Origin of the sequence: Streptomyces capoamus (genome assembly GCF_014654935.1) — a bacterium.
GTDB classification, from domain to species: Bacteria; Actinomycetota; Actinomycetes; order Streptomycetales; family Streptomycetaceae; genus Streptomyces; species Streptomyces capoamus.
The window spans coordinates 55,897-60,113 of sequence record NZ_BNBF01000027.1 but is presented as its reverse complement, the minus strand read 5'-3'; the positions used below and the strand labels follow the sequence as shown (position 1 = coordinate 60,113).

5 protein-coding genes are annotated in these 4,217 nt (G+C 71.8%); 2 read left to right on the top strand and 3 right to left on the bottom strand.

Going from position 1 to position 4,217, the window contains the following annotated elements; genetic code table 11:
* Positions 1-493, bottom strand: a 493-nt coding sequence (locus tag IE312_RS42770) for a GTPase (protein WP_229900686.1), incomplete at its 3' end; no start/stop codon positions are given.
* 185 nt (positions 494-678) lie between these two features.
* Here IE312_RS42770 and IE312_RS32020 point away from each other — a divergent pair.
* Positions 679-1,209 (top strand): DUF6542 domain-containing protein, encoded by a 531-nt coding sequence (locus IE312_RS32020; protein ID WP_189985753.1) that lies wholly within the window; start codon positions 679-681, stop codon positions 1,207-1,209.
* 104 nt (positions 1,210-1,313) lie between these two features.
* Here IE312_RS32020 and ppgK read toward each other — a convergent pair whose 3' ends face one another.
* Together ppgK and IE312_RS32010 are read right to left on the bottom strand one after the other, a co-directional pair.
* Positions 1,314-2,060 carry a polyphosphate--glucose phosphotransferase gene (gene ppgK, locus IE312_RS32015; protein WP_189985752.1) on the bottom strand — a complete coding sequence of 249 codons (747 nt, stop codon included), beginning with the start codon at positions 2,058-2,060 and terminating at the stop codon, positions 1,314-1,316.
* Positions 2,061-2,089: 29 nt separating this feature from the next.
* Positions 2,090-3,106 (bottom strand): 4-hydroxy-3-methylbut-2-enyl diphosphate reductase, encoded by a 1,017-nt coding sequence (locus IE312_RS32010; protein ID WP_189985751.1) that lies wholly within the window; start codon positions 3,104-3,106, stop codon positions 2,090-2,092.
* 154 nt (positions 3,107-3,260) lie between these two features.
* On the opposite strand from IE312_RS32010, the gene xseA reads away from it, so the two are divergent.
* Positions 3,261-4,217: exodeoxyribonuclease VII large subunit (gene xseA / locus IE312_RS32005; RefSeq protein WP_229900685.1), on the top strand; the 957-nt coding region annotated here is incomplete at its 3' end.

Below are 4,217 nucleotides of genomic sequence, written 5' to 3'. Positions count from 1 at the left end.
CGACGGCCTTGACCTTGGGCGCGATGTCCTTCTTGATCCGCGACTCCTTCTGGAGCCGGGGCAGGACCTTCTCGATGGTCTGGAGGTCGGCGAGGATCAGCTCGGTGTTGATCGTCTCGATGTCGTCCTTCGGCGAGACCTTGCCGTCGACGTGGACGACGTTCTCGTCCTTGAAGGCGCGGATGACCTGGCAGATCGCGTCGGACTCGCGGATGTTCGCGAGGAACTTGTTGCCCAGGCCCTCACCCTCGGAGGCGCCGCGCACGATGCCGGCGATGTCGACGAAGTCGACCGTGGCCGGAAGGATGCGCTCCGACTTGAAGATCGAGGCCAGCTCTGCGAGGCGGCCGTCGGGCACGCCGACCACGCCGACGTTCGGCTCGATCGTGGCGAACGGGTAGTTGGCCGCGAGCACGTCGTTCTTGGTCAGGGCGTTGAACAGGGTCGACTTGCCGACATTGGGCAGGCCGACGATTCCGATCGTGAGCGACACGTTGCGACTTCCCGTAGGTGAGTGGGCCAGGGGCTGCCAGGGGCCAGAGGCCGACACTGGCCGATCCACCAGTTTACGGCGTCCCGGGCGCCCGGCTCGCGGGAGCGCCGATCCTCCGGCCAAGCTCCCGCCACCGGCGTGTCCCGGGCCCGATTCGACACATAAACAGACCTAGGTTGGTCCCTGTGGAGCAACACAGAACGCGACCCCCGAACGACGGACCGCGACGCGGCACGCCCTCCTCGGCCCCGCTGCCGCCGCAGGCACGGCGCCGGCCGGGCGGCGAACGCCGGCCGGCCCGGCCGGTGGGCGGGGCCCGGCCGGCGGCCCTGCGGCTGCCCGACCTGCGGCTGACCGGGCTCGGCAGCGGGCTGTTCTGCGCCGCGGCGATGGTCCTGGCCGGCTTACTTGACCAGCTGCTGTCCGACGCGTCCCTCACGGTCTACGGCGTGCTGTTCCTGCCGGTGTGCGTGCTGACCGCGCTGTGGGTGCGCGCCGGGGACGTGCTGACCGCCCCCGTCGTCGCGCCGATCGCCTTCGCCGCGGGCCTGCTGCCGGTCGCCGACGGCGGCGGGGGGCTGCTCGGCCGCATGATGGGGCTGGTCACCGGGCTCGCCACGCAGGCGGCGTGGCTGTACGCGGGGACGCTCACCGCCGGGCTGATCGTGCTCGTCCGCCGGGTGCGCTGGGTGCAGCGGCGGCGGCGACGCGACTGACGGACGCGGGCCCGGCAGAGGCGCGCTTCATGGAAGGGGGGAGGAGCCGGCACCGTGCGCTCGGCCCCTCCCCCGTGAATAGCCGTGCAAGACCGTGGGGCGGCTCAGGCGTGCTGGGACGCGTGCATCGCCGCTCCCACGATCCCCGCGTTGTTCTGCAGCTGGGCCGGGACGATCTCGGCCCTGATGCCCTCGATGAGGTGCAGGAACTTGGGGGCCTTGCGGCTGACGCCGCCGCCGATGATGAACAGCTCCGGGGAGAACAGCATCTCCACGTGGGCCAGGTACTCCTGGACGCGGTGGGCCCACTGCTCCCAGCTGAGATCCTTGTCCTCCTTGGCCTTGCTGGAGGCGCGCTTCTCCGCGTCGTGGCCGTTCAGCTCCAGGTGGCCCAGCTCGGTGTTCGGGAGCAGGGTGCCGTCCACGAAGACGGCACTGCCGATGCCCGTGCCGAAGGTGAGCAGGATCACCGGGCCCCGGCGGCCCCGTCCGGCGCCGAACTCCATCTCGGCGACGCCCGCCGCGTCCGCGTCGTTGACCACGGTCACCGGGAGGCCGCCGAGTCTGCCGCTGAACAACGCGCGCGCGTCCGTGTCGATCCAGCCCTTGTCGACGTTCGCCGCCGTCCGCACCGTGGCGCCGCCGGTGACCACTCCCGGGAAGGTCAGCCCGACCGGGCCGGTCCAGCCGAAGTGGTCCACGACCTGCTTGACCCCGTCGGCCACGCCGTCGGGTGTCGCCGGGTGCGGGGTGAGCACCTTGCAGCGCTCCTGGGCCAGGTCGCCCCGGTCCAGGTCCACTGGGGCGCCCTTGATGCCGGATCCGCCGATGTCCACGCCGAAGATCTGCATGGCTCCACGTTACGACGGGCCACGGGCCGTCATGCCTCGGGCGTACCGCTTCCGCCGCGCGCGGCGACCAGGGTCGCGGCCTCCTCGCGCAGGTCACGGCGGAGTTCCTTGGGCAGCGAGAAGGTGATCGACTCCTCGGCGGCCTTGACCAGCTCCACGTCGGCGTAGCCGCGCTCGGCCAGCCACTCCAGCACCTGCTCGACCAGCACCTCCGGCACGGAGGCCCCGGAGGTGACGCCGACGGTGGTTACGCCCTCCAGCCAGGCCTCGTCGATCTCGCGGGCGAAGTCCACCAGGTAGGCCTCGCGGGCGCCGGCGAGCTTGGCGACCTCGACCAGCCGCTTGGAGTTGGAGGAGTTGCGGGAGCCGACGACGATGACCAGGTCGGCCTCGGCGCCCATCTGCTTCACGGCGAGCTGCCGGTTCTGCGTGGCGTAGCAGATGTCGTCGCTGGGCGGGGAGACCAGGCCGGGGAACTTCGTCTTCAGGGCGTCGACGGTCTCCATGGTCTCGTCCACGGAGAGGGTGGTCTGGGAGAGCCAGACGACCTTCGACGGGTCGCGGACCTCGACCTTGTCGACGTCCGCGGGGCCGTCGACCAGCTGGATGTGGTCGGGGGCCTCGCCGGAGGTGCCGATGACCTCCTCGTGGCCCTCGTGGCCGATCAGGAGGATGTCGTAGTCCTCGTTCGCGTACCGGACGGCTTCCTTGTGGACCTTGGTGACCAGGGGGCAGGTGGCGTCGATCGTGGCGAGCCGGCCCTGCCGGGCCTCCTCGTGCACCACGGGGGCGACGCCGTGCGCCGAGAACATGACGATGTTGCCCGGCGGCACCTCCTCCGTGCGCTCGACGAAGACGGCACCCTTCTTCTCCAGGGTCTGCACGACGTACTTGTTGTGGACGATCTCGTGCCGGACGTAGATCGGGGCCCCGTACTGCTCCAGGGCTTTCTCGACGGCGATCACGGCGCGGTCCACGCCGGCGCAGTAGCCCCGGGGGGCGGCGAGCAGGACACGGCGGCCAGACGAAGCGGTCATGCGTCCCATCGTAAGGCCGTGTCCGGGGGCGGAGATCGCGTGTCCGCGCCCTGGAGGGGCGCGGGGAACCGCGCGGGCGGGCCGACACGGACCCGCAGCCGGAAACAGCCGGGAGCCCACGGCGCACGGCCGCGCTGTCGGTACCGGCCGCTAGGCTCGCCGCATGGCCGTGAACACGTCTCCCGAAACCCCGCTCCCCGTCGGCGAGGTCTCCCGGATGATCGGGGGATGGATCGACCGGCTCGGCGCGGTGTGGGTGGAAGGACAGATCACCCAGCTGTCGCGCCGCCCCGGCGCCGGCGTCGTGTTCCTCACGCTGCGCGATCCGTCGCACGACATCTCGGTCGGCGTGACCTGTTACCGCCAGGTGTTCGACGCGGTCGCGGACGTCGTCGGCGAGGGCGCGCGTGTCGTCGTCCTGGCGAAGCCGGAGTGGTACGCCCCGCGGGGCCAGCTCTCCCTGCGGGCCGCCGAGATACGGCCGGTCGGCGTCGGCGAGCTGCTGGCGCGGCTGGAGCAGCTGAAGAAGGCGCTGGCGGCCGAGGGCCTGTTCGCACCGAAGCGCAAGAAACCGCTGCCGTTCCTGCCGCAGCTGATCGGGCTGGTGTGCGGCCGGGCGTCCGCGGCGGAGCGGGACGTGCTGGAGAACGCCCGGCACCGCTGGCCCGCCGTCCGCTTCGAGGTGCGCAACGTGCCGGTGCAGGGCGTGCACGCCGTGCCGCAGGTCGTGCAGGCCGTCAAGGAGCTGGACGCGGTCGACGAGGTGGACGTGATCATCGTCGCGCGGGGCGGCGGCAGCGTCGAGGACCTGCTGCCGTTCTCCGACGAGCAGCTGGTGCGGGCCGTGGCCGAGTGCCGTACGCCCGTGGTGTCCGCGATCGGGCACGAGCCGGACAACCCGCTGCTGGACCATGTCGCCGACCTGCGCGCCTCCACCCCCACGGACGCGGCCAAGAAGGTCGTACCGGATGTCGGCGAGGAGCTGGAGCGGGTGCGGATGCTGCGGGACCGGGCGCGGCGCTGTGCGCACGCGTATCTGGAGCGGGAGGAGCGGGGGCTGGCGCACGCGCTGGCGCGGCCCTCGATGGAGGATCCGCACCGGATGCTCGACGAGCGCGCC